The organism is Paracoccus salipaludis, from assembly GCF_002287065.1.
GTDB lineage: Bacteria > Pseudomonadota > Alphaproteobacteria > Rhodobacterales > Rhodobacteraceae > Paracoccus > Paracoccus salipaludis.
The window spans coordinates 1-24,365 of sequence record NZ_NSJZ01000001.1 but is presented as its reverse complement, the minus strand read 5'-3'; the positions used below and the strand labels follow the sequence as shown (position 1 = coordinate 24,365).

Genomic DNA, 24,365 nt, shown 5'->3' with positions numbered 1-24,365 from the left:
TTTTCCACCCCCGCACCCCCGGAGGATACTTGCGCGAAGAAGAAGCTCCGGGGCGTGCCGGCCGCTGCGGCTGTCTCAGTCCAGCAGTCTTGCCAGGTATCTTCCGTAGTCGGTCTTGCCGAACTTCTGGGCCTGTCGGCGCAGCTGGACATCGGTGATCCAGCCCTGCTGGTAGGCGGCCTCGTCGGGGCTGCCCGACTGCATGCCCTGTCGCTTTTCCAGCGTGCGCACGAAGTTGCCCGCATCCAGCAGGCTGCCGTGGGTGCCGGTGTCGAGCCAGGCGAAGCCGCGCCCCATCCGCTCGACCGTCAGCCGCTCTTCGTGCAGGTAGGTTTCCAGAAGCGTGGTGATCTCGAGCTCGCCCCGGTCCGAGGGCTGGACCTCGCGCGCGCGGCGCGGCGCGTCGGTGTCGAGGAAGTACAGGCCGGTCACCGCGTAGTTCGAGGGCGGCACGGCGGGCTTCTCGATGATCTGGACGGCCCGGCCCCGGTCGTCGAAGGCTACGACGCCGTAGCGCTCGGGGTCGGCCACGTGATAGCCGAAGACGGTTGCGTCGGGACGAGCGTCGGCGGCACCGAGCAGTTCGGTCAGGCCGTGGCCGTAGAAGATGTTGTCGCCCAGCACCATGGCCGAGGGCGCGCCCGCCAGGAAGGCTTCCGCCAGGATATAGGCCTGCGCCAGGCCCTCGGGCTTGGGCTGGACGATCCAGGTGAGCTCGATCCCCCACTGGCTGCCGTCTCCCAGAAGGCGCTGGAACTGCGACTGGTCGTCGGGCGTGGTGATGATGGCGATCTCGCGGATGCCGGTCAGCATCAGCACCGACAGCGGATAGTAGATCATCGGCTTGTCGTAGATCGGCAGCAGCTGCTTCGAGACCCCCAGCGTGATCGGATAAAGGCGGGTGCCCGACCCGCCTGCCAGAATGATGCCCTTGCGGCTGCTCATGCGGAAAGCTCCTGAATGACGCGGTCCAACCCTTCGCGCCAGTCCGGGCGCGGGATGCCGAAGTCGCGGGAAATGGCGCTGCAGTCGAGCCGCGAGTTCAGCGGCCGCCGCGCGGGCGTCGGATAGGCGCTGGTCGGGATATCCACCACCTGCGGAGACAGGCCCGACCGCGTGAAGATCTCGCGCGCGAAATCGGCCCAGCTGACGTCGGGAGCCCCCGCGAAGTGATAGGTGCCGCCTTTCGAGGGGTCCGCGATCATCGCCCGCGCCATGGCCAGAAGCGCGGCCGCGATGTCGGCGGCCGGCGTGGGGCCGCCGACCTGATCGGCCACGATGGTCAGCCGGCCGCGCTCGGCCCCGAGCCGCCGCATGGTCCTGACGAAGTTCGTCCCGTGCGCCGAGAACACCCAGCTTGTCCGCATCACCGCCCATTGCCCGCCGGCGGCGGCAATGAGGCGCTCGCCATCCAGCTTGGTCTGCCCGTAGACGCCCAGGGGTCCGGTCGGCGCGTTCTCGGCGCGCGCCGCCGCGCCCGAGCCGTCGAAGACATAGTCGGTCGAGACATGGACAAGGGGGATGCCCAGCTCGGCGCAGGCCTTGGCCATCGCGCCAGGCGCTTCGGCATTGACCAGCCGGGCGGTGCCTTGGTCGCTTTCGGCGCGGTCCACGGCGGTGTAGGCCGCGGCGTTGATGACCGCTGCGGGCCGCGCCCCAAGGATCGATGCGGCGCAGGCGGCGGGATTGGCCAGGTCAGCCTCGTCGCGCCCCAGAAACCGCGCGTCGGGAGCCAGCCGCGCCAGTTCCAGCGCCACCTGCCCCGTGCGGCCGAAGATCAGAAGATCGGTCATGTCGGGTCCTCCTGCCTGCGACGCTGCAGTTGCTCGGCCATCGCCTGGAACAGCCAGGCAGTTGTTGGCTCGGCTCGACTGTCGGCTTCAAGCTCGTCCAGCAGCGCGGCCAGCGCCTCTGCCCCGGCGTCCAGCCGCGCCCCGTGCCGGCGCGCCAGCTCGTGCAGCGTATCGTTGCGGGTGTCCAGCGTATGCTGCATCAGGGCCAGCAGCGCGTCGCGCGGCCCGCCCCGGGCACCCAGCGCATTGATCCTCAGCACCGCCGGGACAACCGAATCCGCGATGGATTCATGTCGCCGCTCGGGCACCGTCGCCCCGGTTGCATCGATGTCGATCAGGCGGGCGAGCTTCGGCATCCAGTTGTCCAGCGAGGACAGTTCGATCAGGTCGCGCGCGCCGAAGCCCGCCGCCAGATCGCGCCGCAGCCCCTTGAGGTCGGTCAGCTTCTGCACCCGGGGACGGGCGGCGAAATCGGCCATGTCCAGGTCCAGCGCGAAGTCCATGCCCTCCTCGGGCGGATTGATCATGCACTGCTTCCACATGGACCGCTGCCAGCCCGACAGGTCGCGGGTCATCAGGATCAGCCGCACGTCCCAGCCGGCCGTCACGTCGCGGAACCAGGCAAGATGCTCGGGCGCGAAGTCATGGAAATGCAGCGTCAGCCCTTCGGCCGAGATCAGCACGTCGCCCTCGGCCTGCGCCAGCACCGCGGGCAGACGCCCGTCCGGCCCGTGCCGCAGCGCCGAGACCAGCCAGCGGTGGCGCGCCGCCATCAGCCCGCAGTCGTCCGTGTCCGGCCAGACCAGCCCTTGCGCCGCCAGTAGCGCGCGGTTCGTGCCCGCCCAGTCCTGCAGCGCCGAGGACCCGCAATGCGGCAGCCCCACATGCAGGAACAGCGAGCGGCGGCCGGGCATCAGCCCTCCCCTCCGAGGCGCAGGGGCTTCTTCCTGACCCAAATACCCATGCGGCTGCGCAACTCAGCCCCTCCCCAGCCGCCTGCCCACACCTTCGCGGTCCAGAAGCGGGCGCCACCAGGATTCGTTGTCCAGATACCAGGCAACGGTGCGGCGCAGCCCTTCCTCGACCGTGACCGAGGGGCGCCAGCCCAGTTCCGTGCGGATGCGCGTCGGGTCGATCGCATAGCGCCGGTCGTGGCCGGGGCGGTCGGTCACGAAGGTGATCAGCCGGTCGTGGGGCGCGCCCACGGGGCGCATCTCGTCCAGATGCGCGCAGATGGTGCGGACAAGGTCGATGTTGCGGGCCTCGTTCTCGCCGCCGATGTTGTAGCTGCGCCCGACCGCGCCCTTTTCGAGGCACAGCAGCAGCGCGTCCGCGTGGTCCTCGACATACAGCCAGTCGCGCACGTTGGCCCCGTCGCCATAAACCGGGATCGGCCGCCCGTGCAGCGCATTCAGGATCACCACCGGCACCAGCTTTTCGGGGAAATGGAACGGCCCGTAGTTGTTGGAACAGTTCGTCAGCACCACCGGCAGCCCGTAGGTCTCGTGCCAGGCGCGGACCAGATGGTCGGATGCGGCCTTCGAGGCCGAGTAGGGCGAGCGCGGGTCATAGGGCGTGGCTTCGGTGAACTGCCCGGTCTCGCCCAGCGACCCGAACACCTCGTCGGTCGAGATGTGGTGGAAGCGGAAGCCCCCGGGCTTGCCCTGCTTCGTCCAATACGCCCGCGCCGCTTCCAGCAGGTTGTAGGTGCCGGTCACGTTGGTCTCGATGAAGGCGCCGGGGCCGTCGATGGATCGGTCCACGTGGCTTTCGGCGGCCAGGTGCATCACCGCGTCGGGCTGGTGCTTCGCGAAAACGCGGTCCAGCGCCGCCCGGTTGCGGATGTCGGCCTGCTCGAAGGCATAAAGCGCGCTCTGCGCAACCGGGGCTACGTTTTCCAGGTTCGCCGCATAGGTCAGCGCGTCGAGGTTGACGACCTCGTGCCCACGCGAAACCGCCAGCCTGACCACCGCCGAGCCGATGAAGCCCGCGCCGCCCGTCACCAGTATCTTCATCTCAGGCCTCGAAAGGGGATTGCCACTCGGCGAAGGGGACCGCCGCCCTGTCCTTGTCCGACAGGAGCGGGTCCGAAACGCCCCAGTCGATCCCGAGGCTGTCCCAGCGCACCGCCCCGTCCGCCGCCTTGTCGTAAAAGCCCGTGCACTTGTAGACGACCTCGGTGTCGTCCGTCCGCGTGACGAAGCCGTGCAGGAAGCCCGGCGGCACCCAGAGCTGGCGGCCGTTCTCGAAGCTGAGTTCCACGCCGACCCACTGCCCATAGGTCGCGCTGCCGCGCCGCCCGTCCACCGCCACGTCGTAAAGCGCGCCGCGCCCGCAGCGCACCAGCTTGCCCTGTTCATGCGGCGGCGCCTGGTAATGCAGGCCCCGCAGGGTGCCCGCCCTTGCCGACAGCGAGTGGTTGTCCTGCACGAACTCGGGCAGGTGGACGCCCGCCTGTTCCAGCGTGCGCCGGTTCCAGCTTTCCGAGAAGAAGCCGCGCGCATCCCCGTGCCGCGCGGGCGTCAGCACCAGCACGCCCGGCAGGGCCGTTTCCTCGATCTGCATCGCCACCTCTCACTTCCGCGCGGATCGCTTGCCATTTTTCACCGGAAAGGGAAAGCCGCCTGCAACCGCGGCGGTCCCGCGCCGCACTGCAACAGGGAGAGATTTCCATGCGAATCGTCGGCGGCCGCCTGCGCGGGCTGAAACTGGCCGAAGTCGGCGTGGGCGATCCCGCCGCCCACCTGCGCCCCACCACCGACCGGGTGCGCGAGGCCGTCTTCAACCTGCTGCTTAACAGCCACGGCTTCCCGATCGAGGGCGCGCGCGTGCTGGACCTTTTCGCCGGCACCGGCGCGCTGGGGCTTGAGGCGCTGTCGCGCGGCGCCGCCCGCGTGGCCTTCGTGGACGACGGTGCGGCCGCGCGCGCGCTGCTGCGGGCGAACGTGGAAAAGGCCCGGGCCATGGGGGTGACCGACATCTGGCGGCGCGACGCCACGGACCTCGGCCCGAACCGGGGCGCGGGCTATGACCTCGTCTTCCTCGACCCACCCTATGGCCGGCGGCTGGGCGAGGCCGCGCTGGCCTCGGCGCTGGCGGGCGGCTGGCTTGCCCCCGACGCGCTGGTCGTGTGGGAGGAGGACACCGCCCCCCTTCCCCCTGCGGGCCTGGCGCAGATCGACCAGCGTCGCTACGGCGACACGCTGGTCACGCTGCTGCGGGCAGGGCCGGGATCCGGGGCTTAACGGCTCAGGGCCCAGAGGCCCAAGGCTGCAAGAAGGACCGTCCAGGCCACCGCGGCATGCCAGAAGGCGATGGACATCAGGGCGATCAGCCGCACGACATCGGCGGGCGTCCCTGCCCATGCGGCGGCAGGCACGGCGGGGATGATCCCTGCGGCAATGAAGAAGACGCTCGCCAGGGGCAGTCCTGCCAGCACCAGCGCCCCGATGCCGGCCAGTGATCGCAGCCCCGGCTGACGGAAGCGAGGGCGCGGGAGCCGGCGCCACAGGCGCTCCGGCCCCGGTCCGTGCCAGCGGCCCATCCTGCCCCGCTGGCGCCAGTTCACCCCTTGGGCCGGAAGGCCGCGATCCGCGCGGGGTTCGTTTCGATCCGCGCGGCGCCGATCAGGTCCAGGCAATAGGGCACCGCCGCGAAGACGGCCTCCAGGCAGGTGGCGATGGCGGCGGGCTTGCCGGGCAGCAGGATCATCAGGCAGGCGTCGCGGATGCCCGCCGTCTGGCGCGACAGGATCGCGGTCGGCACGCCTTCGGCCAGGCTCGCGCGGCGCATCTCCTCGCCGAAGCCCGGCAGTTCCTTCTCGATCACCTCGGCCAGCGCCTCGGGCGTCTCGTCGCGGGGCGCGGGGCCGGTGCCGCCGGTGACAAGGATCAGGTCGGCGCCCTCGCCTTCCGCCAGCCGGCGCAGGGTCGCGGCGACGCCTTCGCGGCCGTCGGGGATGATGTGGCGCGCGATTTCGACGGGCGAGGTGACGACCTCGCGCAGCCAGGTCTCGGCAGCCGGGCCGCCGCGGTCCTCGTATTCGCCGCGGCTGGCGCGGTCGGATACCGTCACGATGGCGATGCGGGCAGTCTGGCGCTGGGTCAAGGGCGGCTCCGGCAGGGTGTGCACCTGCATCCTGCCCGCAACCTGCAACATTGGAAATGCCGATCTGCGCCGGACGCGGGACGCGCCGGCGTTGCTCCGCGCGGGCAATCGTGCCAAAGATCAGGCGAAAGCACAGCCGGATTGCCGCCATGATCGACTACCAGGAACGCCGCACGATGATGGTGGACACGCAGGTCCGCCCGAACGATGTCGCCAAGTACAACGTCATCGCCGCGATGCTCGAGATCCCGCGCGAGGAATTCGTGCCCGACAGCCGCCGCGACGTGGCCTATGTCGGCGAGAACATCGAGATCGCCCGGGGCCGCGTGCTTCTGGAACCCCGCACCATCGCCAAGATGATCGACACGCTGGACCTTCAGCCGACCGAGCTGGTCCTGAACCTCGCCGCGGGCTACGGCTACGCGGCGGCGGTGCTGGGGCGGCTGGCGCAGGCGGTCGTCGCCGTCGAGGAGGACGCCGAGATGGCGGCCGAGGCGACGCGCAGGCTGGCGGGGATCGGGGCCGACAACGTGGCGGTCGTCCAGGGGCCGCTGGCCGCCGGGCACAAGGCCGAGGCCCCTTACGACGCCATCCTGATCGAGGGCGGCATCGAGGAGCTGCCCGGGCCCCTGGCCGCGCAGCTGGCCGAGGGCGGCCGCATCATCGCGCTGTTCGACGACCAAGGCGTGGGGGTCGTGCGCAGCGGGGTCAAGCTGGACGGGGCGATCACCTGGCGCTACGCCTTCAATGCCGGGGCGCCCGTGCTGGCGGGCTTCCGCCGTGCCCGCGAGTTCACGCTATGATCCGGCGTCGTCTTCTCACCGCCGCGCTTGCCTTGGGAACCGCGCTGTCCAGCGCACCGGCCTGGGCCGAATCGCTGGCTGACACGCTTGTCGGGGCCTACCGCCACTCGGCCCTTCTGGATCAGAACCGCGCGCTGCTGCGGGCCGCCGACGAGGACGTGGCGCAGGCCATGTCCACGCTGCGCCCCGTGGTGCAATGGGCCGCCTCGCACAATTTCCAGCAGGTGGACGGGATCGAGGCGGTCTCGACCACGCTGGAACTGGTCGGCCAGATGACGCTTTATGACTGGGGCCGCGGCCAGTTGGCCATCGACATCGCCAAGGAACAGGTGCTCGCCACGCGGGAATCGCTGGTCGCGGTCGAGCAGGACGTGCTGCTGACGGCGGTGCAGGCCTTCCTGGACGTCCGCAGCGCCGAGCAGCAGGTGGCCCTGCAGAGCAACTCGCTCCAGCTTCTGACGCGCGAACGGCAGGCGGCGCAGGACCGCTTCGACGTGGGCGAGATCACGTCGACCGACGTGGCCCTGGCCGAGGCGCAGCTGGCCTCGAGCCGCGCGGCGCTGGCCTCGGCCGAGGGCCAGCTCGAGGTCGCGCGCGAGAACTACCGCGCGTCGGTGGGCCGATTCCCGAACGATCTCGACGCGCCCCCGCCCCTGCCCAGGCGCCCCGCCACGCTGGAACTGGCGCGGGAAACCGCGCGCCGGACCCATCCGGCGATCCGCCAGTCGCAGCGCACGGTCGCGGCGGCGGAACTGTCCGTGGCCGCCGCCCAGGCCGAGCGCCGCCCCCAGCTGACAGGCTCGGTGGGCCTTGGCACCACGCGCGCGACGTCACGGACGCTGCTGGGGTCGTCCGGACAGGAAAACACCACCACGCTCAGCGCCGGGGTGCAGGCGAGCCAGACGATCTATTCCGGGGGGCGCCTGCCGGCCGTGCACCGCCAGGCGATGGCGCGGCGCGATTCGGCGCGCTCGGCGCTGCTCGACACGTCCCGGCAGGTCGATCAGTCGGTCGGCACCGCCTGGGCCAACATCGACGTGGCGGGCGCCCAGATCGGCGCGATCGAGGGACAGATCGTAGCCGCGCGCGAGGCCTACGAGGGCGTGCGCGAGGAAGCGACGCTGGGCGCGCGCACCACGCTGGACGTGCTGGATGCCGAACAGGACCTGCTGGAAGCGCAGGCGGATCTGATCACGGCGGAATCCAACCTGCAGTTAGCGCATTATCAACTATTGGCCGCTATGGGTTTGCTGACGGTAGCAGAGCTGCAGTTGGGGATACCCACCTATGATCCATCGGCCTATTACAGTGCGGTGCGCGACGCACCCTACACGAGCAGCCAGGGCGAAAGCCTCGACCGCGTCCTGCGCGCGATCGGGAAGCAGCCGGGCGGCAACTGAACGCCCCGCCCCCCTGTCGGGGGCGGTGGCATGAACGGCGCGGCTTGCCTGTTCGAGCCTGCGCCCGTCGACACGGGCGACGTGCTCGCCTCGATCCGCCGGCTGATCGCCAGCGACAACCCAACCACCAGCGGCAGGGGTCCCGGGGACAACGGGGCGCGGATGACGGGCGCGCCGTTTGCCCGGGACGCCGCCCTGCCCTGCGCGACAGGTTTCGGCTGCGCGCGAGCCGGCAGGACCCCTGTTCCGGGCGTCCATGTCGGCCGGATGGCCGCCCTGCCCGAGGCCGCGAGCCTCGCGGTTCCTGGCGCCGCGGGGCAGGTCGACTCCGATCTCCCTCAGGTGCCGCTGCGCCTGAACCCCGAGGCGATGATCGCCATGGCGGATGCGGCAGGCCATTCTCCCGCCCCCCTGCGGCTGTCGGGGGATACCGCTGCAGTTCAGCCCTCGGCGACGGCGCCCGAAGAGGGGGGGTGGGGCGCTGAACAGCCCGCAGCCGACCTGCTGCCCGATACGATAGCCGTCGCCCCCGGCACGCCCCAAATGGCGGCCGCGGCCAGCGCCGACACGCAACCGGCCCCTGATGCCGGGGACAGCCCCCATGCCGAACCGGATGCCGAGATCCCTGTCTGCGGCGCCAACGACCTCACCAGCCCTTCGAACAAGGAAACGACCATGCACGCTTACCCGACCGGCGTTCTTTCGCCCCTGCACGCCGAGCCCGTGACGGCAGGCGCGGCCGAGCGCTGCGCGCACAACGCGGCCCATGTCATCCCGCCGGCGGCGGCCTCCGCTCATGCCGCTCCCGTGGCCGAGGAAAACCCGCTGCGCGCACTTCTGCGCGAGGTCGTGCGCGAGGAGTTCGAAGCCGAAATGCAGCGCCGCCTGGACGAGAACCTGCGCAGCATGATCCGGGGCGAGATCGTCGTCGCCTTGACCGAGGCGCTGGTCCGCCGCCCCGCCTGACCGCCGGGCCGCGGAGGCAGGGAAGGCGAGGCGACCTCGATGCGCCCGCCCCTCCCGTTGGCGCGACGGGCCGGTGCTGGCAGCTTGGCTCAGGCTCAGGCTCAGCAGGCACGGGGCCTCGCCCCGGCCACGAGCCACTCCCTCCGAAACGGCCGCAGCCTGGCCTCAGCCGCCGCGAGGCATCCGACCACCTGCGCCTTCTGTCACCGGGCGACCGGACAGCACGCCGGGTCAGGGCGCAGCGGGGCGGAATCCAGCGCCTGCGGCACGACGCTGATCCGCGTCTGTCCGGACAGGGGCAGGAGGAGCCATGCTCGACGGCCTCCGGCCTTCTGCCCTGTCGGCCGGGACCGGAAGCGGTTTACAGGTAATCCTCGGGATCGACGCTGTCGAAGCCGTCCCGGACCTCGAAATGCAGGACCCCGCTGCTGCGGGCCGCGCCGAGGCTCTGGCCGCGCTTGACGGTGTCGCCCTTGGACACCGACAGCTTGTCCACACCGGCATAGACCGTCATCAGCCCGTCGTCGTGCCGCACGACAACGATGGGCACCCCGTCGGTGTCGCGCGTCACTGCGGCAACCGTCCCGCCCCCCGCCGCCTTGACGGGCGAACCGGGCGGGGCCGAGATGTCGATGCCCTCGTTCGTGCCCTTCTTGTAGGCCCGCATGATCGAGCCGTTGGCGGGCATCGCGAACTTGCCGCTGCCCGAGGCCGCGGTCCGCGTGCTGCCCAGGTCGGGGGCATCCGCCGTCTGCACCGGGGCGCTGGCGGGCTTGGTTTCCTCGCGCGGCAGGGGCTGCGCCGAGGAGGGCGGGCGGGGCGTGGCCGACCCGACCCCGGGCGCCGTGACCACGGCCGCCGTCGTCTGCGCACCGCCCGAGGGGGGGATCGCCAGCCGCTGGCCCGCGCGAACGCTCATTGTCTCGGGCAGGCCGTTTGCCCGCGCCAGATCCTGGACCGACACGCCATAGCGGCGCGCGATCGACCATGCCGTCTCGCCGACGGCCACCGTATGCGACTGCGCCGGAACCGCCGCCGGCGCGGTTCGCGCAGCCGGAGCGGAGGCCGCGCCGCGCCCTGCGGCCGTGGCGCCGGGGACCGAGGGCTGGCGGACACCCTGGCCGGCGAAGGGATCGGTCACCTGCGGGGCGGCCCCCGCCGCGCCGCCACGGGTTCCGGCCTGGGCCGCGGTCCCTGCCGCGGTGCGGGGCCACTGGATCTGCGGGATCTGCAGCCGGCCGAGCCCGGGCACGGTCATCGTGGGCCCCGCACCGCCTGCCCCGGCGGCGGGAGCTCCCGCGGTGGCCGCAGGCTGTCCCGGCGCGCCCGGCGCCGCGCCCGGCTGGACGCATCCCGCCAGGGCCAGCACAAGCCCGCAGGCCGCGGCGCGACCCGCGACCCAGCCCCATCCCCTGCGGGCCCCTGCCCGCACCATGACTGAAACGACCATCTGCCCGTCCTTATCGTCCTTGCCGGGGGTCATGTCTGTCCCAACCCCTCGACCAGCGGCACGAACCGCACCTGCCGCATCTCGTCGTAAGCGAAGCCGGTCTCGGTCCGCGTCACGCGGATCAGCGTCTGCACCGCGTCCGACTGCCCCACCGGCACCACCATGATACCCCCGACCTTCAGTTGCGACAACAGCGGCCCCGGAGGGTCCTCGGCCGCAGCCGTCACCATGATGCGATCGAAGGGCGCCTGCTCGGGCAGCCCGAAGGACCCGTCCGCGACCCGCGCCGTGATGTTGGTCAGCCCCAGCTTGCGGAACACGTCCTCGGCCTCGACCACCAGCCTGCGGTGCCGGTCCACCGTCATCACCCGGCGGCACAAGAGCGACAGCACCGCCGCCTGGTAGCCCGAGCCCGTCCCCACCTCGAGCACGACGTCGCGCGGCCCCACGTTCAGCGCCTGCGTCATCAGCCCCACGACCGAGGGCTGGCTGATCGTCTGCCCGCAGGCGATGGGCAGGGGCGTATCCTCGTAGGCCCGGTCCTCGAAATGGCCGCGCACAAAGGCGCCGCGGTCGATCCGCTCCATCGCGGCCAGCACGCGCGGGTCCGTCACCCCGTGCGAGCGCAGCGCGAACAGGAAGCGCATCTGCCGCTCGGCAGGACCGGCCCCGGGATCGTCGGGCGGAGGCGCCGAGACCATCGCGTCAGCCCTCGTCCAGCGCCGCGGCCAGCCGCTCGGTGGTCGCGCGGCAGGTCAGGTCGGGGCGCATGGGCGTCACGGCGATGTGGTTGCCGCGCAGGGCCTCGACGTCGCTGCCCGCGGTCGCCCGCGCCTGCTGGGATCCGCCCGCGATCCACAGGAACCGCCGGCCGTTGGGGGCGACCTGCGCCTTGACCCCGAAGCCCACCCCTTCGCGCCGCCCCTGTGGCGCCACGCGGGTGCCCCGGACCTCGGCCGCCGAGCATGGCGGGAAGTTGACGTTGTAGAACAGGGGATAGTCCTCGCCCTCGGCCCAGTCGGCATGATCCAGCAGCGCCCGGATCACGCGGGGCCCGTGGACGCGCGCGCCCTCGAAGGGGTCGTCCAGCCGCGCCGTGCCCGGCCCCAGGTACTGCGACAGCGCGATCGAGCGCACGCCCTGCAGCGCCCCTTCCATCGCGCCCCCGATGGTGCCCGAATACATCACGTTCTCGCCCGCGTTGTTGCCCCGGTTCACGCCCGACAGCACCAGGTCTGGCCTGTGGTCCGACAGGATGTCCCCCAGGCCCGCCAGCACGCAGTCGGCCGGGCTGCCCTCGGCCGCCCAGCGCCGCGGGGAAAGCTCCGCGATCAGGGTGGGATGGGCATAGCTGATGCAATGGCCCACGCCCGACTGCTCGAAGGCGGGGGCCACGGTCCAGACCTCGCCCCCGGGCCCGGCGATCTCGGCCGCGATGTCGGCCAGCGCCTCGAGCCCCGGTGCGTTGATGCCGTCGTCGTTGGTGATGAGTATGCGCATCGTTTTCCCTTGGCCCGCGGGGCCGGCGCGGTCTGCCCCCGAATGGCCGCATCCTGATTAGCCTCGCACTGCCTTGACGTGCAAGACGGCCGAATCGCTGTTTGACGCCCGGCCCGCAGGGTATCAGGATGGCCCAAAAGCCGGGCAGCCATGCAGATCTTCCTTCCCATCGCCGAAGTGTCGGTGAATGCCTTCACCCTGGTCGCGCTGGGCGGCATCGTCGGGCTGATGAGCGGGCTGTTCGGCGTGGGCGGCGGCTTCCTGATCACGCCGCTTCTGTTCTTCATCGGCATCCCGCCCGCGATCGCGGTGGCCACCGGCGCCAACCAGGTCGTGGCCTCGTCCTTTTCCGGCGTGCTGGCGCATCTGCGGCGCAAGACGGTGGACATCCGCATGGGGCTGGTGCTGCTGGCCGGCGGCATCGCGGGATCGGCCCTGGGCGTGGGCGTCTTCAACCTCCTGCAGCGGGTCGGCCAGGTCGAGCTGGTGGTCCAGCTCAGCTATGTCGTGTTCCTGGGCCTGATCGGCCTGACCATGCTGCGCGAAAGCCTGGGCGCGCTGATCGCATCGCGTTCGGCCGCGCCGCCCAGGCGGCGGCTGCACGAGCACAGCTGGGTCCACCGCCTGCCCTGGAAGATGAAGTTCCGCGCCTCGGGGCTTTACATCAGCGTCATCCCGCCCCTGCTGGTCGGGCTGGCGGTCGGCGTGCTGGCCGCCGTCATGGGCGTGGGCGGCGGCTTCATCATGGTGCCCGCGATGATCTACCTGCTGGGGATGCCGACAAAGGTCGTGATCGGCACCTCGCTGTTCCAGATCGCGGCCGTCAGCGCCTTCACCACGCTGATGCACGCGGTCAGCTCCAACACCGTGGACATCATGCTGGCGGTGCTGCTGATCGTGGGCGGCGTCGTCGGGGCGCAGATCGGCACTCATTGGGGCGCGCGTCTGCGTGCGGAACAGTTGCGGGTGCTGCTGGCGCTTCTGGTGCTGGCGGTCTGCGGCCGGCTGGCACTGGACCTGGTGCTGCGACCGGACGACATCTTCTCGCTCGCGGCGGGCTGAACATGCGCGCAGGGATCACAGCGGCGGTTCTTGCTGCGCTGCTGCCGCTGGCGGCGGCGGGCCAGAACGCGCCCGAGGCGCCCGGGACGACGCAGCCGAGCCCGCCCTTGATCCGTGGCCCCGCCGTGCCGCTCCCCCCGGTTCCTCCGCCCGAGCGACTGGTCAGCGGCCTGTCCCAGGACCAGGTGGCGATCACGGCGACCTTCACGGGGTCCGAGATCCTGATCTACGGCGCCATCCGCCGCGACCAGCCCCCGCCCGCGGTCCCGCCCGGCATCATTGTCACGGTGGAAGGCCCCTCGCAGGCCGTCACCGTGCGGCGCAAGGCGCGCGTCGGGGGAATCTGGGTGAACACGCAGGGTGTCCGGATCGGCGCCGCCCCCGACTTCTACGTGGTCGCCAGCAGCGCGCCGCTGAAGGAGATGCTGGACCCCGCCGAGGACGTGCGCCACCGCATCTCGCCGCCCCTGGCCATCCGGGCGCTGTCGGGGGGGCTGGATGTCGAGGACACCACCCCCTTCACCGAGGCGCTTCTGCGCCTGCGCACGGAATCGGGCCGCTACAGGGTGGACGAGGGCGCGGTTCGGGTCCTGGAAGACACGCTGTTCCGGGCCGACGTGCGGCTGCCTTCGAACCTGGTCGAGGGCGACTATCGCGCCCGGATCTTCCTGCTGCGCGAGGGCCGGGTGATCGACAGCGACACCGTGCCGATCCGGGTGCAGAAGGTGGGGCTGGAACGCTGGCTCTACCGGCTCGCGATCCACCAGCCCTTCTGGTACGGGCTGATGTCCCTGGCGCTTGCCATGGTGGCCGGGCTGATCGCCTCGGCCGCCTTCCGGGCGCTGCGGCGGGGCTGAGGCAGCCTCAGCCCGCCGCGCGGCGGGCGATCTCGGCCGCGGCCGCGCCGACGCCGCCGCGTGCATGGGGCAGGCCCAGCGCGGCCATCCCGGCCTCGATCGTCGCAAGCGTGCCCAGGTGCATCGGCGCGCCGACGTGGCCCATATGTGCGATCCGCAGCGCGTCCGAGGGCTCGGGCGCTCCAAGCCCGATCCCCAGCGTCAGTCCCGCGGTCTCCTCGGTCCAGGCCCGCAGCCGCCCGGCGCCGGGCAGATGGACGGCCGTGACCGACCGGGCCCGCGCCGCCGGGTCGGCGACCAGCGGGCGCGGTCCCTGCCCGCCTTCCCCCCAGGCGTCCAGCGCGGCCCAGGTGGCGGCGGCCAGCCCCTCGTGCCGGGCCCATGCGGCCTCCAGCCCTTCCTCGTCCAGCAGCATCGCCAGCGCCTCGGCCAGCCCGTAGATGTGCTGCACCGGCGGCGTCCCGCCCCAATGGCGCCACAGCTCCTGCGCGCCGCTGCGGGGGCGCCAGTCCCAATAGGGGGTGGCCGCGCCCCGGCCCGCCGCGACCTTCTCGGAATACCAGACGAAGCCCAGGCCCGGCGGCACCATCAGTCCCTTCTGGCTGGCCGAAACCAGCACGTCCACGCCCCAGTCGTCCATGTGCATCGGCTCGCAGCCCAGCGAGGCGATGGCATCCACCGCCAGCGCCGCCGGGTGATCGCCCATGGCCTCGCGCACCGTGGGGATGTCGCTGCGCACCGAACTGGCCGTGTCCACCTGGCAGACCAGCACGGCCCGGATCTCGCCCGCCCTGTCCGCCGCCAGCCGGTCGCGCAGGCGCTGGGGATCGACGGCGGCGAAGGGCTCGGCCTCCATCCGCTCGACCTGCACGCCCATCGCCTCGGCCGTGTTCGCCCAGGAACTGCCGAAATGCCCCGACACCAGCACCAGCGCCCGGTCGCCCGGCGCGAACAGGTTCATGTTCGCGGCCTCCCAAGCGGCATGGCCGTTGCCGATATAGGGCGCGACATGCTGCACCGTGCCCGCCAAGCGCTTCAGATCCGCCATGACGCGCAGGTTCAGCCCGGTCAGCTCGCCGCCGTAGATGTCGGGCGAGGGGCGGTGCATCGCGCGCAGCACCCGGTCGGGCACGGGCGAGGGACCGGGAATGGCAAGCACGGGACGGCCGGCGGCAAAGCTCATGGAAAACCTCGGGAAGAAGAAGCCCCGCATGGGTAGAGCCGCCCGCCCCCTGCGTCCAGCCGTCCCGGCCACCGGCCCGCCCGCGCCGCACCCCGAGGCGGCGCCCCGTCCCTACCGGCTTCTTCTTCGTCCAAATATCCTGGGGTGAGGCCCGGCACGGGCCGAGGGGCAACGCCCCTTCTGCGAGCCCCGCACCGGGGCCCGGCCTTGCTCCCCCTTTCCCGCGCGGCTATCCCGCCCTGAACCAGGAGTGCCCGATGCCCCCACGCGCCGACCGAAAACGCGGCCTTTTCCGCAGGCTCTGGCGGGATTACCTGCGCCCCTACTGGCCGCGCATGGGGCTGGCCACGGTCCTGATGGTGATCGAGGGCTCGACGCTGGCGCTGCTCAGCTGGATGCTGAAGCCGCTGTTCGACCGGGTCTTCGTGGGCCGCGACGAAAGCGCGATCTGGTGGGTCGGCGGCGCGATCTTCGGCCTGTTCCTGATCCGCGCCACGACCTACGTCGTCACCCGCGCGATCCTGACCTCGGTCCAGCAGGGCGTGGCCACGCGGATGCAGACGGACCTTCTGTCCCACATCATGACGCTGGACGGCGACTTCTTCCAGGCGAACCCGCCCGGCGCGCTGATCGAGCGCATCCAGGGCGACACGCTGGCGATCCGCTCGATCTGGACGACCTTCATCACCGGCGCGGGGCGCGACGCCATCTCGCTGGTGGCGCTGTTCGGCGTGGCCGTCGCGACCGACCCCTGGTGGACGGCCGCGGCCTTGGTGGGGGCGCCGCTGCTGATCCTGCCCACGGGCTTCGTCCAGCGCTACATCCGGCGCAAGATGCGGCAGAACCGCAACTTCGCCTCGACCCGCGCGACGCGGCTGGACGAGGTGCTGCACGGCATCCGCGCGGTCCGCCTGTACCGGATGGAGGATTACCAGACCGCCACCTTCCGCCGCATCGTGGGCGACATTCAGCGGTCGGAAACCAAGGTCAGCGCGGTGGGCGCCCTGGTCCCGGCGCTGATCGACATCGTGACGGGCCTGGGTTTTCTCGGCGTCCTTGCGCTGGGCGGCGCGCAGGTCACCAGCGGCGAGCGGACGGTGGGCGACTTCATGTCCTTCTTCACGGCGCTCGCGCTGGCCTTCCAGCCGCTCAGGCGCCTGGGCGGGCTCGCGGGCGGCTGGCAGACGGCGGCAACCTCGCTGGAGCGGATCTACGCGATCTTCGACATCCAGCCGACGATCCGCTCGGGCCCGCGGACCGAGCCCCCGCCCGACACGACCATCCGGCTCGAGGACGTGCATCTTTCCTATGGCGGCCACCCGGTCCTGCGCGGATTGACCTTCACCGCCGAGGCGGGCCGCACCACGGCGCTGGTCGGCCCCTCGGGCGCGGGCAAATCCACCGTCTTCAACCTGCTGACGCGCATGGTGGACCCCGACGGCGGCACCGTCACCCTGGGCGGCGCTCCCGTGCAGGACTTCACCCTTCCCGTCCTGCGCGACCAGTTCTCGACCGTCAGCCAGGATGCGGCGCTGTTCGACGAAACGCTGCGCGAGAACATCACGCTGGGCCATGCCGTCCCCGAGGACCGTCTGCGCGCCGCCGTGGTCGCGGCCCGCGTGGCCGATTTCGCCGACGAGCTGCCGCTCGGCCTCGACACACGGGTCGGCCCGCGCGGCTCGTCCCTGTCGGGGGGCCAGCGCCAGCGCGTCGCCATCGCCCGCGCGCTTCTGCGCGACGCGCCCGTGCTGCTGCTGGACGAGGCGACCAGCGCGCTTGACGCCGCGTCCGAGCGGCTGGTGCAGCAGGCGCTGGACGAACTCAGCCAGGGGCGCACCACGCTGGTGATCGCGCACCGGCTGTCCACCATCCGCGCGGCCGACCGGATCGTGGTGATCGAGGCGGGCCGGGTTGCCGAACAGGGCACCCATGACCAGCTTATGGCGGCGAACGGCGCCTATGCGGCGCTGGTCAGGCTGCAATTCGGGGGCGATTGATGCGACGGATCATCCGGGTCGGCGGGGCGGACCGCGTGGACTTCCTGCAGGGGCTTGTCACCAACGACGTGACCCGCGCGCCGGTATGGGCCGCGCTGCTGACGGCGCAGGGCAAGTATCTGGCGGATTTCCTGATCGTGCCGCAGGGTGACGCGCTGCTGCTGGACGTGGATGCGCGGCTGGCGGACGACCTGCTGCGGCGGCTGTCGATGTACAAGCTGCGCGCGGCGGTCGAGCTTGCGCCGGCCGAGTTGCAGGTGACGCGCGGCACCGGCACCGCGCCCGACGGCGCGATCCCCGACCCGCGCCACCCGGCGCTGGGCTGGCGACATTACGGCGCAACGGAAGGCGACGACGGCACCGACTGGGACGCCATTCGCGTGGCCCATGCCATCCCCGAGTCGCTGGTCGAGCTGATCCCGAACGAGACCTTCATCCTGGAAGCCGGTTTCGAGCGCCTGCACGGCGTCGATTTCCGCAAGGGTTGCTATGTCGGGCAGGAGGTCACGGCGCGGATGAAGCACAAGACCGAGCTGCGCAAGGGGCTGGTCACGGTCGCCATCGACGGCGAGGCCCCGGTGGGCACGCCCATCCTGATGGCGGACGGACGCGAGGCGGGAACCCTGTTCACGCAATCCGGCGGCCGCGCCATCGCCCATCTGCGCTTCGACCGCATGGACGGGCCGCTGACGGCGGCCGAGGCGACCGTGACCGCCCTGCCCGCCTGACCCGATGCCGGGCGCGCCTCCCTTCCCGGGCGGCCAGGCACCGCCCGAGCGCATCCGCCGCATCGTCCATGTCGACATGGACGCCTTCTTCGCCAGCGTCGAACAGCGCGACAACCCGGACCTGCGCGGCAAGCCCGTGGCGGTCGGCGGATCATCCCTGCGCGGCGTCGTGGCGGCCGCCAGCTACGAGGCGCGGCCCTTCGGCGTGCGCTCGGCCATGCCCTCGGTGCGGGCGAAGCGGCTCTGCCCCGACCTCATCTTCGTCAAGGGGCGGTTCGAGGTCTACCGCGCCGTCAGCGCCCAGATCCGCGACATCTTCGCCCGCTTCACCCCCCTGATCGAGCCCCTGTCCCTGGACGAGGCCTACCTGGACCTGACCGACCACCTGGAGGGCCGCACCGCCACCCAGATCGCCCGCGAGATCCGGGCGCTGATCCGGGCGGAAACGGGGCTGACCGCCTCGGCCGGGGTCAGCTACAACAAGTTCCTGGCAAAGCTCGCCTCGGACCAGCGCAAGCCCGACGGCATGTTCGTGATCCCGCCCGAGGCCGGGCCGGATTTCGTCCTGACCCTGCCCATCGGCCGCTTCCACGGCATCGGCCCCGCCACCGCCGCCAAGATGGAACGCCACGGCATCCGCACCGGGGCCGACCTGCGCCGCCAGAGCCTTGATTTCCTGGCCGCCCGCTTCGGCAAGGCCGGGCAGTATTACTGGAACATCTCGCGCGGGATCGATCACCGCGAGGTCCGCCCCGACCGCGAGCGCAAGTCGGTGGGCGCCGAGACGACCTTCATGACCGACATCCACGACCTCGATGCCGCCGCCGAGGCGCTGGCGCCCCTGGCCGAGAAGGTCTGGCGCCACGCCGCCCCGCGCGGCCTGTCGGGACGCACCGTCACGCTGAAGGCGAAATACACCGATTTCCAGACCGTCACCCGCGCCCACAGCCTGCCCCATCCGGTCGGCAGCCAGTCCGAGCTGCTGGTCCATGCGGCGGCGCTGCTGCCGCAGGTGCTGCCCGATCCGCGTGGGGTGCGGCTTCTGGGGATCACGCTTTCCGCGCTCTGCCCCCTGCCGGCGGACGGGCCGCCGCGCCAGCTTGACCTGTTCGGCTGACCTTGCGGGCGCCGTGCCGATCGGCTTCTGTGCGGCGATCTCCACGAAAGGGCGGCGGATGCAGGGACGCGATCGCGGGCTGGTCATGCTGGTGCCGGTGTTGTGGGGACTGAACTTCCCCGCCACGGCCCTGATGCTGACCCATTACCCCCCGCTGCTGGCGGGCGCGCTGCGCTTTGCGCTGCTGGCGGTCCCGGCCATGCTGTTCGTGCCCTTCCCCCAGGTCAGGATGCGCTGGCTCCTGGGCACGGGGTTCGGCCTGGGCGTGATGCAGTTCGCCTTTCTTTATGCCGGCATGGCGGCCGGGATGCCGGCGGGGCTCGCCTCGCTGGCGTTGCAGGCCTCGGCCCCCTTCACCATCCTGCTGGCCACCGCCTTCCTGGGCGAGCGGCTGACGTCGCGCCGCGCCCTGGGGGTCGGCATCGCCGTTGCGGGCCTGGCGCTGATCGGGGCCAGCCAGGCGCGCGCGGCGGCGCTGCTGCCGGTGGCGCTGACGCTCATGGGGGCGCTGGGCTGGGCTATCGGCAACATCTGCTCGCGCCTCGCGCGGGCGCCGAAGCCCCTGCACCTGACCATGTGGATGTCGATCGTCCCGCCCGTTCCGCTGTTCCTGATGGCGCTGTCGGCGGAAGGGCCGCGCATCGGCCCGGCCCTTTCGGGGGCGCTGACCACGCAGGCAATCCCCGCGACGCTGGGGCTGCTGTATATCGTGATCTTCGCCACGGTGATCGGCTACGGCATCTGGAACACGCTGATGTCGCGCTATCCGGCCAGCGAGGTCGCGCCCTGGTCGATGCTGGTGCCGGTCGTGGGCATCGCCTCGTCCTGGGCTTTGCTGGACGAAACGCCCCATCCGGCCGAACTGGTCGCGGGGGTGCTGGTGATCGGCGGCGTGATCCTGGCCAGCCGGGCGCCCAGCCGCGCATAAAGATTTTTGGCACGACTTTCGGCAACTCATTGCGGTCGCGGGGGTTGTCAAGAAGGGTTTGCGCAATACCTGACAAGTCAACATTGCATAAAGGCCGTCAAATGTGGCTCATGCACGGTTTGCGTGCGACGCATGGCCGCAATGCGGGCAAGGGGATAACGAATCGGTGCGGGTGCAGATACTGCTGCGCGACACCCTTCAGGGCAGACAACACGGGGCCGGCTGCGCGCCCCTTTCCCTCATTGTGGGGTGACAGGAATGGGAAGACTTCATGCGTGATTTTGTGGACGGGTCGGCATTCAACTTCGAACAAGGGCAGCGGGCGCGCAAGCTTTTTGCCGCGGTCGTTCTGGCCGCGCTGGATGATGCCATCGCGGACGACAAGAAATACGGCAACGGCGCCGAGCAGATCGCCCGCTGGGCGCGCTCGCGCGACGGGCGCGAGGTTCTGAGCTGTGCCGGCATCGACCCCAACGAACGCGTGGTGAAGGGCTTGGTCGAATTCGTGACGAAGGGCGTGCGCACCTCGGTCGCCCTGTCGCGCGAGGAAAGCGAACGCCGCATGGCCGCCGAAGAGGCCGAGGCCGCCTGAGGCCGACGTCCACCGCTTTCACGGGCCGCCCCCTCCGGGCGGCCTTTTCCGTTTCAGCCGAACAGCCGCAGGATCAGGGGCGCGAGGATCGCTGTCAGCACGGCGTTCAGCCCCATGCCGATCCCGGCAAAGGCCCCCGCCGTGGGGTTCACCTGCAAGGCCCGGGCCGTGCCGATCCCGTGGGCGGCCGTCCCGACCGCCAGTCCCCGCGCGCGCCAGTCGCGAAAGCCCAGCGCGTTGAACAAGGGCGTCACGACCATGGCGCCGAAGATCCCGGTCGTCAGCACCAGAACCGCCGTCAGCGTCGGCTGGCCGCCCAGTCGTTCCGCAATGCCGATGGCGACGGGTGCGGTCGTGGACTTGGGCGCAAGCGACGCCATGACCTCTCCGCCAAGGCCGAAGGCCCGCGCGATGGCAAGGGCCGAGGCGACCGCGACCAGCGATCCCGCCGCCAGCCCCGCCAGGATCGGCAGCGCCGCCGCCCGCATCCGGGGCAGGTTGTCATGCATGGGCAGCGCGAGGCAGACCGTGGCGGGCCCCAGCAGGAAATGGACGAACTGCGCGCCCTCGAAATAGGTGGCATAGGGCGTGCCGGTCGCGGTCAGCAGCAGCCCCAGCAGGACCACGGCGATCAGCACCGGGTTGGCCCAGCTCTGCCCCCGGGACAGGCGGAAGACCGTGGTGCCCAAGGCATAGGCCGCCAGCGTCGCCGTCAGCCACAGCAGCGGCCCCTGCGTGAGATAGGCCCAGATCAGGGCCGGATCGGCGCTCATCGCTCGTCCTCCTGGCCGGTCCAGCGGGCGACCAGCGTGAAGGCCCCGGCCCCTGCGACCAGCGCCAGCACCGTCGAGCCCCCGATCGCCGCCAGCAGCGCCAGCCCGTGTTCCCGCAGCAAGGGCAGGTGCGCGACGATGCCGACGCCCGCGGGCACGAAGAAAAGCGACAGATGCGCCAGCATCCCCTGCCCCACCGGCCGCAGCCAGCCCGCCAGCCCCGGGCGCAGCCGCATCGCGCCGAGCAGCAGCACCAGCCCCACGACCGGCCCCGGCAAGGGCAGGTTCAGCCCGCGAGAGATGACCTCTCCGATCAGCTGGAACGTCAGGATGGTGACAAGCGCCGGGACCATGCCGCATCGTTAGCACGGGCGTCCCGCTTTGAAAGCGCCCCGGTTTTCGCGCTGCGGGAAAGCCGCCGCGTTGACTTGCCCGCGCGCAGGGGTTGAATCGCGCCCGAACACGCAGCAAGGGCCTTTCCGTGCAGTTCGACCGCCTTCGCCTGTCCGGCTTCAAAAGCTTCGTGGACCCGACCGAGCTGGTCATCCGCGACGGGCTGACGGGCGTGGTCGGCCCCAACGGCTGCGGCAAGTCCAACCTGCTGGAAGCGCTGCGCTGGGTCATGGGCGAAAGCCGCCCCACCGCCATGCGCGGCGAGGGGATGGAGGACGTGATCTTCGCGGGCACCACCCGCCGCCCCGCGCGCGCCTCGGCCGAGGTGACGCTGGCGCTGGACAACCGCGCCCGCCGCGCGCCCGTCGGCTTCAACGACACCGACGCGCTGGAGGTCACGCGGCGGATCACGCGCGACGCGGGCTCGGCTTATCGCCTCAACGGGCGCGAGGTGCGGGCGCGCGACGTGCAGATGCTGTTCGCGGATGCCTCGACCGGGGCGCAGTCGCCCGCGCTGGTCCGGCAGGGGCAGATCTCCGAGCTGATCAACGCCCGCCCCAAGGCGCGCAGGCGGGTGCTGGAGGATGCGGCAGGCATCGGCGGGCTTTACCAGCGCCGGCACGAGGCCGAGCTGCGCCTGAACGGGGCCGAGCAGAACCTGTCCCGCGTGGACGACCGGCTGGAACAGCTTGCGGCGCAGGCCGCCGCGCTGGCGCGCCAGGCCCGCACCGCCGCGCGCTACCGCGAGATCGGCGCGGCGCTGCGCCAGGCCGAGGGGGCCCTGGTCTGGCGCCGCTGGTCCGAGGCGAAGGCCGCCCTGACAACGGCGCTTGCGGCGCTGGCCGAGGCCCGCGCGGCGGCGGCGCAGGCCGAGGCCGCCGCCCGTGCGGCCACCGGCGCCCGAACTTATGCCGAGGCCGCCCTTCCCGCCCTGCGCGAGGAGGAAAGCATCGCCGCCGCCGTCCGGACACGCGCTGCTGCCGAGGCCGAGGCCTTGGACGAGGCCGAGGCGCGTGCCCGCGACGCCCTTGCCACGCTGGCGGCCCGCCTTGCCCAGCTCGACCGCGACATCGCGCGCGAGGCCGCGCTGAACAACGACGCGGGCGAGGTGCTGGCGCGGCTGACGGGCGAGCGCGCCGAACTGGAGCAGGCTCACCTGGGCCATGACGACCGGCTGGCCGCCGCACAGGCCGCGGCCGAGGACGCCGCAACCGCCCTGCGCGGGATCGAGGCGCAGTTGAGCGAACGGACCGATGAATCCGCCCGCCTCGCCGCGCGCCACCACTCTGCCGAGCGGCTGGTCGCCGACCTGCGGGCCATGCGCGACCGCGCGGTGCGGGCCCGGGCCAATGCCGAGGCCGCCGTTACCGGCGCCGAAGCCGCAGGGCGGCAGGCCGAGGCAACCTTGTCGCAAACGCAGGCCGCGCAGGACGCCCTCCGCGCCGCCGCCGCAGCCGCCGAGGCGCGCCTTGCCGGTGCCGAGACCGCCCGCGCAGCGGCAAGCGACGCCGAGACCACGGCCCGCGCGACCCGCGCCACCGCCGAGGGCGAGGCCGCCGCGCTGGAAGCCGAGCGCGCGGCCCTTTCCCGCCTGGTCTCGCGTGGCCGCGCCGAGACAGGCGCGCTTCTGGACGTCCTCGCCGTCGCGCCGGGCTTCAAGGTTGCGCTGGGTGCCGCCCTCGGGGACGACCTGCGGCTTCCCGTGGCCGACAGCGGCCCCGGCTGGCGGACGCTCGCCGTCCCCGAGGACGATCCGCCCCTGCCCGAGGGCGCGAGTCCGCTTGCCGCGGAGGTCCAGGGTGCCCCGGCGCTTTCGCGGCGTCTCGCCCAGACCGGCCTGGCGGGAGATGCCGCGAGCGCCGCCAGGATGCAGCCGCGTCTTCGCCCCGGCCAGCGGCTTGTCACCCCTGCCGGTGACCTGTTCCGCTGGGACGGGCTGGTGCTGCCTTCGGGCGAGGCGACCTCGGCCGCCGCCCTGCATCTTCAGCAGGTCAACCGGCTGAAGGACACCGCCGCCCAGGCGCAGGCTGCCCGCACCGGTGCCGCTGCCGCCATCGCCGCGCATGAGGCCGCCCGCGCCGCCCTGAAGGATGCGGCAGCGGCCGAGACCTCCGCCCGCGAGGTCAGCCGCGCGGCGGAACGGGCGCTTTCGGACGGCGCCCGCACCGCCACCCGTGCCGAGGCCGACCTGTCGCTTGCTCAGGGCCGCGCCGAGGCCGCGCGCACCCAGCACGCCCGTCACGCGGCCGATGCCACGGACGCCGCCGGGCGGCTGGCCGAGGCCGAGGCCGCGCTTGCCGCCCTGCCCGACCGCAGCGCGGCCGTGGCAGCCGTCGATCAGGCGAAAGCCGCCGTCGAGGCCGCGCGGGCCGCGACCCTGTCCCGGCGCGGCGCGGTGGACGAGTTGCGGCGCGACGGTGCCGCAAGGGTGAAGCGGCTGGAGGCCATCGGAAAGGAGGCCGCCGGCTGGCGCGAGCGCCTCGAGCAGGCCGGCAGCCGCGCCGCCGAACTGCAGGCGCGGCGCGACGGCACGGCGCGGGACCTGGCCGAGGCCGAGGCGCAGCCCCCCATCCTCGCCCGGCGGCGCGAGGCCCTGTCCCAGCGGGTGGCGGAAGGAGAGATCCGTTTGTCCCGCGCGCGCGCCGCGGTGACGGCAGCCGATGCCGCCCTGCTTGCCGCCACCTCCACCGAGCGCGAGGCGGAGCGCGCCGCCTCG

At 72.0% G+C, this 24,365-nt stretch carries 25 protein-coding genes; 12 read left to right on the top strand and 13 right to left on the bottom strand.

Going from position 1 to position 24,365, the window contains the following annotated elements:
* Positions 1-75: 75 nt before the first annotated feature.
* The 5 genes from rfbA to rfbC all read right to left on the bottom strand — a co-directional run bounded on the left by rfbA (position 76) and on the right by rfbC (position 4,358).
* The gene (gene rfbA, locus CK240_RS00125; RefSeq protein ID WP_095638324.1) at positions 76-945 is read right to left on the bottom strand and encodes a glucose-1-phosphate thymidylyltransferase RfbA; all 870 of its coding nucleotides are present in this window, start codon (positions 943-945) and stop codon (positions 76-78) included.
* A complete protein-coding gene (gene rfbD / locus CK240_RS00120; RefSeq protein ID WP_095638323.1) occupies positions 942-1,793 on the bottom strand; it encodes a dTDP-4-dehydrorhamnose reductase in 852 nt (283 codons plus the stop codon). Before rfbD ends, rfbA begins: the two co-directional genes overlap by 4 nt.
* The gene (locus CK240_RS00115; protein WP_095638322.1) at positions 1,790-2,707 is read right to left on the bottom strand and encodes a hypothetical protein; all 918 of its coding nucleotides are present in this window, start codon (positions 2,705-2,707) and stop codon (positions 1,790-1,792) included. The genes rfbD and CK240_RS00115 overlap by 4 nt, the downstream gene beginning before the upstream one ends.
* A gap of 63 nt (positions 2,708-2,770) precedes the next feature.
* On the bottom strand, positions 2,771-3,808 hold the full coding sequence (gene rfbB, locus CK240_RS00110) for a dTDP-glucose 4,6-dehydratase (RefSeq protein ID WP_095638321.1): 1,038 nt from the start codon (positions 3,806-3,808) through the stop codon (positions 2,771-2,773).
* Between the two features lies 1 nt (position 3,809).
* Positions 3,810-4,358, bottom strand: coding sequence for a dTDP-4-dehydrorhamnose 3,5-epimerase (gene rfbC / locus CK240_RS00105; RefSeq protein WP_095638320.1), 549 nt, complete (start codon positions 4,356-4,358; stop codon positions 3,810-3,812).
* A 107-nt stretch (positions 4,359-4,465) separates the two neighbouring features.
* On the opposite strand from rfbC, the gene rsmD reads away from it, so the two are divergent.
* Positions 4,466-5,038: a 16S rRNA (guanine(966)-N(2))-methyltransferase RsmD gene (gene rsmD, locus CK240_RS00100; protein ID WP_095638319.1), complete on the top strand. Its 573-nt coding sequence runs from the start codon at positions 4,466-4,468 to the stop codon at positions 5,036-5,038.
* Here rsmD and CK240_RS00095 read toward each other — a convergent pair.
* Positions 5,035-5,337 carry a hypothetical protein gene (locus CK240_RS00095; protein WP_095638318.1) on the bottom strand — a complete coding sequence of 101 codons (303 nt, stop codon included), beginning with the start codon at positions 5,335-5,337 and terminating at the stop codon, positions 5,035-5,037. The two genes, rsmD and CK240_RS00095, sit on opposite strands and share 4 nt — an antisense overlap.
* A gap of 20 nt (positions 5,338-5,357) precedes the next feature.
* The gene (gene mog / locus CK240_RS00090; RefSeq protein WP_095638317.1) at positions 5,358-5,930 is read right to left on the bottom strand and encodes a molybdopterin adenylyltransferase; all 573 of its coding nucleotides are present in this window, start codon (positions 5,928-5,930) and stop codon (positions 5,358-5,360) included.
* 119 nt (positions 5,931-6,049) lie between these two features.
* Between mog and CK240_RS00085 the strand changes: the two genes are divergently transcribed.
* The 3 genes from CK240_RS00085 to CK240_RS00075 are packed head-to-tail and all read left to right on the top strand — an operon-like array spanning position 6,050 to position 9,069.
* Positions 6,050-6,703, top strand: coding sequence for a protein-L-isoaspartate O-methyltransferase family protein (locus CK240_RS00085; protein WP_095638316.1), 654 nt, complete (start codon positions 6,050-6,052; stop codon positions 6,701-6,703).
* Entirely contained in the window at positions 6,700-8,103 is a 1,404-nt protein-coding gene (locus CK240_RS00080) for a TolC family outer membrane protein (RefSeq protein ID WP_095638315.1), read from the top strand. Before CK240_RS00085 ends, CK240_RS00080 begins: the two co-directional genes overlap by 4 nt.
* Before the next feature lie 30 nt (positions 8,104-8,133).
* Positions 8,134-9,069, top strand: a complete 936-nt coding sequence (locus CK240_RS00075) for a hypothetical protein (protein ID WP_095638314.1) — start codon at positions 8,134-8,136, stop codon at positions 9,067-9,069.
* Positions 9,070-9,430: 361 nt separating this feature from the next.
* On the opposite strand, the gene CK240_RS00070 is transcribed toward CK240_RS00075, so the two are convergent.
* Genes CK240_RS00070 through surE form a run of 3 tightly spaced genes read right to left on the bottom strand, consistent with a single transcriptional unit; the run spans position 9,431 to position 12,019 of the window.
* The gene (locus CK240_RS00070; RefSeq protein WP_240517215.1) at positions 9,431-10,519 is read right to left on the bottom strand and encodes a M23 family metallopeptidase; all 1,089 of its coding nucleotides are present in this window, start codon (positions 10,517-10,519) and stop codon (positions 9,431-9,433) included.
* Between the two features lie 29 nt (positions 10,520-10,548).
* Positions 10,549-11,220, bottom strand: a complete 672-nt coding sequence (locus CK240_RS00065; RefSeq protein ID WP_095638312.1) for a protein-L-isoaspartate(D-aspartate) O-methyltransferase — start codon at positions 11,218-11,220, stop codon at positions 10,549-10,551.
* Between the two features lie 4 nt (positions 11,221-11,224).
* The gene (gene surE / locus CK240_RS00060; protein WP_095638311.1) at positions 11,225-12,019 is read right to left on the bottom strand and encodes a 5'/3'-nucleotidase SurE; all 795 of its coding nucleotides are present in this window, start codon (positions 12,017-12,019) and stop codon (positions 11,225-11,227) included.
* A 150-nt stretch (positions 12,020-12,169) separates the two neighbouring features.
* On the opposite strand from surE, the gene CK240_RS00055 reads away from it, so the two are divergent.
* Together CK240_RS00055 and CK240_RS00050 are read left to right on the top strand one after the other, a co-directional pair.
* Positions 12,170-13,081 (top strand): sulfite exporter TauE/SafE family protein, encoded by a 912-nt coding sequence (locus CK240_RS00055; RefSeq protein ID WP_095638310.1) that lies wholly within the window; start codon positions 12,170-12,172, stop codon positions 13,079-13,081.
* A 2-nt stretch (positions 13,082-13,083) separates the two neighbouring features.
* Complete coding sequence (locus CK240_RS00050; protein ID WP_095638309.1) at positions 13,084-13,938, top strand: TIGR02186 family protein; 855 nt, start codon at positions 13,084-13,086, stop codon at positions 13,936-13,938.
* A 7-nt stretch (positions 13,939-13,945) separates the two neighbouring features.
* Here the strand turns inward: CK240_RS00050 and CK240_RS00045 are convergent, their stop codons facing one another.
* Positions 13,946-15,121, bottom strand: coding sequence for a pyridoxal-phosphate-dependent aminotransferase family protein (locus tag CK240_RS00045; RefSeq protein ID WP_095638758.1), 1,176 nt, complete (start codon positions 15,119-15,121; stop codon positions 13,946-13,948).
* A gap of 257 nt (positions 15,122-15,378) precedes the next feature.
* Here CK240_RS00045 and CK240_RS00040 point away from each other — a divergent pair, with 257 nt between their 5' ends.
* From CK240_RS00040 to CK240_RS00020, 5 genes are all read left to right on the top strand, one after another.
* Positions 15,379-17,118: an ABC transporter ATP-binding protein gene (locus CK240_RS00040; protein ID WP_095638308.1), complete on the top strand. Its 1,740-nt coding sequence runs from the start codon at positions 15,379-15,381 to the stop codon at positions 17,116-17,118.
* A complete protein-coding gene (gene ygfZ / locus CK240_RS00035) occupies positions 17,118-17,846 on the top strand; it encodes a CAF17-like 4Fe-4S cluster assembly/insertion protein YgfZ (protein WP_095638307.1) in 729 nt (242 codons plus the stop codon). The genes CK240_RS00040 and ygfZ overlap by 1 nt, the downstream gene beginning before the upstream one ends.
* A gap of 4 nt (positions 17,847-17,850) precedes the next feature.
* Entirely contained in the window at positions 17,851-18,963 is a 1,113-nt protein-coding gene (gene dinB / locus CK240_RS00030; protein WP_095638306.1) for a DNA polymerase IV, read from the top strand.
* Positions 18,964-19,021: 58 nt separating this feature from the next.
* Positions 19,022-19,891, top strand: a complete 870-nt coding sequence (locus CK240_RS00025; protein WP_095638305.1) for an EamA family transporter — start codon at positions 19,022-19,024, stop codon at positions 19,889-19,891.
* Between the two features lie 271 nt (positions 19,892-20,162).
* Positions 20,163-20,483, top strand: coding sequence for a DUF6280 family protein (locus tag CK240_RS00020; protein ID WP_090751440.1), 321 nt, complete (start codon positions 20,163-20,165; stop codon positions 20,481-20,483).
* A gap of 53 nt (positions 20,484-20,536) precedes the next feature.
* Here the strand turns inward: CK240_RS00020 and CK240_RS00015 are convergent, their stop codons facing one another.
* On the bottom strand, positions 20,537-21,256 hold the full coding sequence (locus CK240_RS00015; RefSeq protein WP_095638304.1) for an LrgB family protein: 720 nt from the start codon (positions 21,254-21,256) through the stop codon (positions 20,537-20,539).
* Positions 21,253-21,609 (bottom strand): CidA/LrgA family protein, encoded by a 357-nt coding sequence (locus CK240_RS00010; RefSeq protein WP_095638303.1) that lies wholly within the window; start codon positions 21,607-21,609, stop codon positions 21,253-21,255. Before CK240_RS00010 ends, CK240_RS00015 begins: the two co-directional genes overlap by 4 nt.
* Positions 21,610-21,737: 128 nt before the next feature.
* On the opposite strand from CK240_RS00010, the gene CK240_RS00005 reads away from it, so the two are divergent.
* Positions 21,738-24,365, top strand: a 2,628-nt coding sequence (locus CK240_RS00005) for an AAA family ATPase (RefSeq protein ID WP_095638302.1), incomplete at its 3' end; no start/stop codon positions are given.

What these genes read in the sequence shown, in the direction of transcription:
- CK240_RS00055 (WP_095638310.1), top strand. Translation starts at nt 12,170, where the DNA reads ATGCAGATCTTCCTTCCCATCGCCGAAGTGTCGGTGAATGCCTTCACC.
- mog (WP_095638317.1), bottom strand. Translation starts at nt 5,930, where the DNA reads ATGCAGGTGCACACCCTGCCGGAGCCGCCCTTGACCCAGCGCCAGACT.
- CK240_RS00010 (WP_095638303.1), bottom strand. Translation starts at nt 21,609, where the DNA reads ATGGTCCCGGCGCTTGTCACCATCCTGACGTTCCAGCTGATCGGAGAG.
- CK240_RS00080 (WP_095638315.1), top strand. Translation starts at nt 6,700, where the DNA reads ATGATCCGGCGTCGTCTTCTCACCGCCGCGCTTGCCTTGGGAACCGCG.
- CK240_RS00015 (WP_095638304.1), bottom strand. Translation starts at nt 21,256, where the DNA reads ATGAGCGCCGATCCGGCCCTGATCTGGGCCTATCTCACGCAGGGGCCG.
- CK240_RS00065 (WP_095638312.1), bottom strand. Translation starts at nt 11,220, where the DNA reads ATGGTCTCGGCGCCTCCGCCCGACGATCCCGGGGCCGGTCCTGCCGAG.
- CK240_RS00045 (WP_095638758.1), bottom strand. Translation starts at nt 15,121, where the DNA reads ATGAGCTTTGCCGCCGGCCGTCCCGTGCTTGCCATTCCCGGTCCCTCG.
- CK240_RS00050 (WP_095638309.1), top strand. Translation starts at nt 13,084, where the DNA reads ATGCGCGCAGGGATCACAGCGGCGGTTCTTGCTGCGCTGCTGCCGCTG.
- ygfZ (WP_095638307.1), top strand. Translation starts at nt 17,118, where the DNA reads ATGCGACGGATCATCCGGGTCGGCGGGGCGGACCGCGTGGACTTCCTG.
- CK240_RS00075 (WP_095638314.1), top strand. Translation starts at nt 8,134, where the DNA reads ATGAACGGCGCGGCTTGCCTGTTCGAGCCTGCGCCCGTCGACACGGGC.
- rfbD (WP_095638323.1), bottom strand. Translation starts at nt 1,793, where the DNA reads ATGACCGATCTTCTGATCTTCGGCCGCACGGGGCAGGTGGCGCTGGAA.
- CK240_RS00025 (WP_095638305.1), top strand. Translation starts at nt 19,022, where the DNA reads ATGCAGGGACGCGATCGCGGGCTGGTCATGCTGGTGCCGGTGTTGTGG.
- dinB (WP_095638306.1), top strand. Translation starts at nt 17,851, where the DNA reads ATGCCGGGCGCGCCTCCCTTCCCGGGCGGCCAGGCACCGCCCGAGCGC.
- rfbA (WP_095638324.1), bottom strand. Translation starts at nt 945, where the DNA reads ATGAGCAGCCGCAAGGGCATCATTCTGGCAGGCGGGTCGGGCACCCGC.
- CK240_RS00070 (WP_240517215.1), bottom strand. Translation starts at nt 10,519, where the DNA reads ATGGTCGTTTCAGTCATGGTGCGGGCAGGGGCCCGCAGGGGATGGGGC.
- CK240_RS00040 (WP_095638308.1), top strand. Translation starts at nt 15,379, where the DNA reads ATGCCCCCACGCGCCGACCGAAAACGCGGCCTTTTCCGCAGGCTCTGG.
- rfbB (WP_095638321.1), bottom strand. Translation starts at nt 3,808, where the DNA reads ATGAAGATACTGGTGACGGGCGGCGCGGGCTTCATCGGCTCGGCGGTG.
- CK240_RS00115 (WP_095638322.1), bottom strand. Translation starts at nt 2,707, where the DNA reads ATGCCCGGCCGCCGCTCGCTGTTCCTGCATGTGGGGCTGCCGCATTGC.
- rfbC (WP_095638320.1), bottom strand. Translation starts at nt 4,358, where the DNA reads ATGCAGATCGAGGAAACGGCCCTGCCGGGCGTGCTGGTGCTGACGCCC.
- CK240_RS00085 (WP_095638316.1), top strand. Translation starts at nt 6,050, where the DNA reads ATGATCGACTACCAGGAACGCCGCACGATGATGGTGGACACGCAGGTC.
- CK240_RS00095 (WP_095638318.1), bottom strand. Translation starts at nt 5,337, where the DNA reads ATGGGCCGCTGGCACGGACCGGGGCCGGAGCGCCTGTGGCGCCGGCTC.
- CK240_RS00020 (WP_090751440.1), top strand. Translation starts at nt 20,163, where the DNA reads ATGCGTGATTTTGTGGACGGGTCGGCATTCAACTTCGAACAAGGGCAG.
- surE (WP_095638311.1), bottom strand. Translation starts at nt 12,019, where the DNA reads ATGCGCATACTCATCACCAACGACGACGGCATCAACGCACCGGGGCTC.
- rsmD (WP_095638319.1), top strand. Translation starts at nt 4,466, where the DNA reads ATGCGAATCGTCGGCGGCCGCCTGCGCGGGCTGAAACTGGCCGAAGTC.